This is a genomic window from Nitratireductor pacificus pht-3B, assembly GCF_000300335.1.
Lineage (GTDB): Bacteria > Pseudomonadota > Alphaproteobacteria > Rhizobiales > Rhizobiaceae > Nitratireductor > Nitratireductor pacificus.
Map to the genome: position 1 here is coordinate 62,501 of NZ_AMRM01000023.1, position 5,037 is coordinate 67,537.

Consider the following 5,037-nt stretch of genomic DNA (forward strand, 5'->3'; position numbering starts at 1 on the left):
GAAACCGGACCCGGTCGATCTGATCTCCGCACGGATGCGGAGACCAGGCGCAATCCTATTCCGCGAACTCGATCGGAACGCCGGTCTTGACCCGCTTGGCCAGTTCCTCCGCATCCCAGTTCGTCAGGCGTATACAGCCATGCGAGGCCGTCTTGCCGATCTTCGAGGGATCCGGCGTGCCATGGATGCCGTAGGTCGGCTTCGACAGGGCGATCCACACCGAGCCGACCGGGCCGTTCGGGCCAGGCGGTATCCGCAGGACCTTGTCATTCTGGCCCTGCTTGAAGTTGATCTTAGGATTGTAGGTGTATTCCGGATTGACGGCGATGCGCGCCACCGTGTGCGAACCGGAGGGCGACGGCGTGTCCGCCGAACCGATCGTGGCCGGATAGGCGGCGATGAGCCGGCCGTCCTCGCCATAGGCGCGCACCTGCTTGGCACTCTTGTCTGCAACGATATGCGCCACCTGCGCCTTCAGCCTGTCGCCCGGATTGACGACACGGATGACGGAGCCCGCGCGGTTGAAATTGACCCCAGGATTGAGCGCGATGAGATATTTTTCGTCCATGTGGAAGCGCTCGGCAAGCATCTCGGTCACCGATGTGTAGGAGAGCGCTTCCAGCTGCGCCTTCTGGCTGTAATCCGCAGGTACCGAGGCGATGAAGGGCCCCGCCGCATCGGCCGAGGTGATCACGTAATCCTGGAAGGCAGGCCCTCCGGTGCGCTCCAGCTCCGCCTTGATCCACTCGGGATCGTAGGTCTTGATGGTTTCGCCGGTGATTTCCCGATAGGCGCGGATGGCCTTGTTGACATTGTCGCCGGTGCGCCCGTCGATCACGCCGGGCGAGGCCCCCATGCGGTCGAGCAGCACCTGGAAGTTGGCCACCTCCTCGCTCGCGCCGGTCGGCGCCACGACGGCGCTTTCGCCCGGCAGCGTGCTGCGCTGCGCGGGTCCGCCGAGACCATCGTCCTGCCGCACGCCGTCCTGCGGCGGCACCGACGCCATCTCGTTCTGTCGCGAGGGCGCCTCGAGCGGCGCGCGCTGGATCGGTTCCCGTCCTTGGACCGGCGGCTCGCGATAGGGACCGGGGTCCTCGTAGACCGGCACATCGTCCAGAAAGCGCCGCGAATAGGGATCGTCGGCGCGCGCGGCATTCCGGTCGCGGCCGTTGCTGCGGTCCCGGCGATAGCGGTCGACCTCGCGCGGATCGGTGAAATCATAGACCTGGCCGTCGAATTCCCGCGGACGGGAGCGGGGAGCGGCGGGACGACGCGCGCCCGCGACGGGCGGACGGATCTCCACCACCTCCCCGGTGGCGGCATCGACGATGATCTCACGTCCGTACTGGTCGATATAGACGTCGAAATCATAATTCTGGGCGAGCTGCACCGGTCGATCGCCGGCCGCCTGCGCGGGCAGGAACTGCACAGCGTCCGCACGCGGCTGGCCCGCCCACCGGAAATGCCTCTCATCGCTCTCCGGCTGCGCGGCAAGAACCGGACCTTGTCCGGCGGCCAGGCAGAGAATCGTCAGGAGATGTAACTTCAAGATCTTCGCCCCTCGTTCCAAGCAATCACACGGGCACAATCGCGCGAAAATGCGAACCGCACCGGCGATTCGCCGATTTGACGAATTATTCACCATGCTTGATGAACCGGACGTGAAGATGGCAGACGGCCAGAATCCGCGTTCTGCTATCCTCGGAGCGTCCAGAGCATTTTGCAGTCAGGTGGAATCACCTGACGTTCGCATAAATGCGGGAAACAACGAGATAGAGCAGTTCATCGTTTTCGTGGAACGACGAACTGCTCTAAAGGCCCAGTTCTGCACGCACCTTCTTCGTCAGGCCGGCGGCGACCAGGCGGTGGCTTTCCGCCAGATAGTCGGCAAGCGCATCGTCGTCCATCGCTTCCGCAGTCTGCCGCTGGATCCACTTCATGCCGCGTGAGGCGAGGTACGGCGCCGGCCGCAGGCCGGGCTGTTCCTTCAGGATGTCGAAGGCGATCTCCGAGCATTTGAAGGAGATCGCCAGATCTTCGCCGCCCGAGCCTATGGCAAAAACCTTGCCGCCGACCTTCCAGACCTGCGACCCGCCCCACTGCACCACATGGGTGGTGTGCGGAAGGGAAGCGCAGACACGATTGAAATCCTCGAAGCGCATCTGCCTTCCCTTCCGTGAAAGTTGTCAGGCCGCTTGCTCGGCCTGCTCCGCGCCCGCCGTCCGGCGGGGGCGGAAATTCAGGCGATCAGACCCTGCGGTGACCTTGACGGTCGATCCGTCGAAAATCTCCCCGAGCAGTATCTTCTCGGCCAGCGGGTCCTGCAGCTCCTTCTGCATCACCCGTTTCAGAGGACGCGCGCCATAGGCGGGATCGTACCCCTTCTCCGCCAGCCACTCGATCGCCTCGGCATCAAGGTCGAGGGTGATCTTGCGGTCGGACAGGAGCCGCTCCAGCCGCTTGAGCTGGATCTCGACGATCCGCCCCATATCCTGCCGCCGCAGGCGGTGGAACAGGATCACCTCGTCGACGCGGTTCAGGAACTCCGGCCTGAACGACGCCTTGACCACACCCATGACCTCGTCGCGAACCTGGTCCACATCCTGGTCTTCACCCAGATTGACCAGATACTCGGCACCGAGATTCGACGTCATGATGATCAGCGTGTTGCGGAAATCGACCGTGCGCCCCTGCCCGTCGGTCAGGCGCCCGTCGTCCAGCACCTGCAGAAGCACGTTGAACACATCCGGATGCGCCTTCTCGATCTCGTCGAACAGGACCACCTGATACGGCCTGCGCCGCACCGCTTCGGTCAGCGCGCCGCCTTCCTCGTAGCCGACATAGCCCGGAGGCGCGCCGATCAGCCGGGCCACGGAGTGTTTCTCCATGAACTCCGACATGTCGATGCGCACCAGGGCCTGCTCGTCGTCGAACAGGAAGCTGGCCAGCGCCTTGGTGAGCTCCGTCTTGCCGACGCCCGTCGGCCCGAGGAACATGAACGAACCGATCGGCCGGTTCGGGTCCTGCAGCCCGGCGCGCGCGCGCCGCACCGCCTTCGACACGGCCTGCACCGCTTCGCCCTGGCCGACGACCCGCTTCGCGATCTCGTCTTCCATGCGCAGCAGTTTCTCGCGCTCGCCCTCGAGCATCTTGTCCACCGGAATGCCGGTCCAGCGCGACACGATGTGCGCGACGTGGTCCGGCGTCACGGTCTCCTCGACCATGCCGCCCGGCCCTTCCTCGTCGCCCTGCGCCTCGGCTTCGGCCAGCTTCTTCTCCAGTTCGGGAATGCGTCCATAGGCCAGCTCGCCGGCGCGCTGGAACTCGCCCTTGCGCTGAGCGATGGCGAGTTCGTTGCGGGCCTCGTCGAGCTGACGCTTCAGATCGGCGGCGAGCCCGAGCTTGTCCTTCTCGGCGGCCCACAAGCTGGTCAGCCGGACCGATTCTTCCTCGAGGCCGGTGAGTTCCTTCTCGAGCTTGCCGAGCCGATCCTTCGACGCCTCGTCCTTTTCGGCCTTCAGCGCCTCCCGCTCGATCTTGAGCTGCATGATTCGCCGGTCGATCTCGTCCAGCGCCTCGGGCTTCGAATCCACCTGCATCCGGAGCCGCGCCGCGGCCTCGTCCACCAGGTCGATCGCCTTGTCCGGCAGGAACCGGTCGGCGATGTAGCGGTTCGACAGCGTCGCCGCGGCGACGAGCGCCGAATCGGACACCCGCACCTTGTGGTGTTGCTCGTACTTCTCCTTCAGCCCGCGCAGGATCGACACCGTGTCCTCGACGCTCGGCTCGTTGACGAAGACCGGCTGGAAGCGCCGGGCCAGCGCCGCGTCCTTCTCCACATGCTTGCGATATTCGTCGAGCGTCGTCGCGCCAACGCAATGCAGTTCGCCGCGCGCCAGCGCCGGCTTCAAGAGGTTCGAGGCGTCCATCGCGCCGTCGGCCTTGCCGGCGCCGACCAGCGTGTGCATCTCGTCGATGAAGAGGATGATGTTGCCCTCGGCGGCGGTGACCTCGTTGAGGACGGATTTCAGCCGTTCCTCGAACTCGCCGCGATATTTCGCCCCCGCGATCAGCGCGCCCATGTCGAGCGCCATCAGTTGCTTGTCCTTCAGCGATTCGGGCACGTCGCCATTGACCAGCCGCAGCGCCAGCCCTTCGGCGATGGCCGTCTTGCCGACGCCCGGCTCCCCGATCAGGACCGGGTTGTTCTTGGTGCGGCGCGACAGCACCTGGATCGTGCGCCGGATCTCGTCGTCGCGGCCGATCACCGGATCGAGCTTTCCGGCGCGCGCGTCGGCGGTCAGGTCGCGGGCATATTTCTTCAAGGCGTCATAGCCCTGCTCGGCGCTCGCCGAATCGGCGGTGCGTCCCTTGCGGATGTCGTTGATGACCTGGTTGAGCGCCGTGGGCGTCACGCCGGCCTTCGCAAGAAGGTCCGCCGTCTTGGCCGACTTCTCGATGGCCATCGCCATCAGCAGGCGCTCGACCGTGACGAAACTGTCGCCGGCCTTCTTCGCGATGTCCTCGGCGGTGGAGAAGACCTTCGCCAGAGGTTGCGCCATGTAGAGCTGGCCGTTGCCGCCCTCGACCCGCGGCATTGCCTTCAGGGCCGCGTCGACCGCCAGCCGCACGTCCTGCGCGCGGCCACCGGCCCGTTCGATCAGCGAGGCTGCCAGGCCTTCGCTGTCATCGACCAGCACCTTCAGAAGATGTTCGGGGGCGAACTGCTGGTGGTTTCCGGAAAGTGCGAGGGTCTGCGCCGACTGGATGAAACCGCGCACCCGCTCGGAGTATTTTTCAATGTTCATGCGTGTCTCCATTCCCATGCCGACCCGCTTTGCGGCATCGGCAATGACCAAGGTGACGGACCCCCTTTTGGCCGCAGTGTGGAACACTATCACGGCTATGGACAGGCAGGCCCAACTGTTTGGGATATGGGAACAGCGCCCGGCTTCGGCAAGATGACCGCCACGGCATTTCACTGCCGGGGATGGTGGGGCCGGACCGGACGGCGCATAAAACAATGGCGGCGGGGGG

Annotated in this window: 3 protein-coding genes; all 3 read right to left on the bottom strand. The window is 65.1% G+C overall.

Going from position 1 to position 5,037, the window contains the following annotated elements:
• Positions 1 to 55: 55 nt before the first annotated feature.
• Positions 56 to 1,549 (bottom strand): L,D-transpeptidase, encoded by a 1,494-nt coding sequence (locus tag NA2_RS17930; protein ID WP_008598507.1) that lies wholly within the window; start codon positions 1,547 to 1,549, stop codon positions 56 to 58.
• A gap of 262 nt (positions 1,550 to 1,811) precedes the next feature.
• Positions 1,812 to 2,162 carry an MmcQ/YjbR family DNA-binding protein gene (locus tag NA2_RS17935; protein ID WP_008598508.1) on the bottom strand — a complete coding sequence of 117 codons (351 nt, stop codon included), beginning with the start codon at positions 2,160 to 2,162 and terminating at the stop codon, positions 1,812 to 1,814.
• Positions 2,163 to 2,186: 24 nt separating this feature from the next.
• Positions 2,187 to 4,808: an ATP-dependent chaperone ClpB gene (gene clpB / locus NA2_RS17940; protein WP_008598509.1), complete on the bottom strand. Its 2,622-nt coding sequence runs from the start codon at positions 4,806 to 4,808 to the stop codon at positions 2,187 to 2,189.
• Between the last annotated feature and the right edge of the window lie 229 nt (positions 4,809 to 5,037).

Excerpts from the sequence above, each read along its gene's own strand:
- NA2_RS17935 (WP_008598508.1), bottom strand. The coding sequence starts at position 2,162 with ATGCGCTTCGAGGATTTCAATCGTGTCTGCGCTTCCCTTCCGCACACC.
- clpB (WP_008598509.1), bottom strand. The coding sequence starts at position 4,808 with ATGAACATTGAAAAATACTCCGAGCGGGTGCGCGGTTTCATCCAGTCG.